The sequence below is a fragment of the Pseudomonas sp. 05T35 genome (assembly GCF_056396605.1).
Genome location: NZ_JBFTLU010000932.1, coordinates 1 through 514, shown reverse-complemented (window position 1 = coordinate 514; position 514 = coordinate 1). Strand labels below are relative to the sequence as shown.

The following is a 514-nucleotide window of genomic DNA, read 5'->3' as shown; positions in this document are numbered from 1 at the left end:
TCCTGGAGCCGGCCGACATTGAACCGGCGCAGGTCCGTACTTCGGAACTGACGGTGATGATGATGCAACTGGTGGCCAGCGGCCGTGGCGTCTGCGGCATGCCACATTGGGCGCTGCATGAGTACRGCTCACGAGGTTACGTGAAGGCCAAGCGGCTCGGTGAGAAAGGATTGTTTGCCACGCTGTACGCGGCCATTCGCACCGACATGCTCGACGCACCGTACATGCGCGACTTCCTGCTGACAGCCAAGGACACCTCGTTCTCGACTCTGGATGGGGTCAGCGCGGTGCGCTGACTCACATGGATCGGGCAACACCGATCAAATGAGGGAGCGAGCCTGCTCGCGATTGCGGCGGCACATCCAGCATTGATATGACTGACACCCCGCTATCGCGAGCAGGCTCGCTCCCACAGCCGATCAAATGAGGGAGCGAGCCTGCTCGCGATTGCGGCGGCACATCCAGCATTGATATGACTGACACCCCGCTATCGCGAGCAGGCTCGCTCCCACAG

The 514-nt window shown here is 61.6% G+C and carries 1 protein-coding gene; it reads left to right on the top strand.

Annotation, left to right across the window (positions count from 1 at the left end):
- A partial coding sequence (locus tag AC1DH9_RS30755; RefSeq protein WP_477809533.1) for a LysR substrate-binding domain-containing protein occupies positions 1 to 296 on the top strand: 296 nt, incomplete at its 5' end.
- Positions 297 to 514 lie beyond the last annotated feature (218 nt).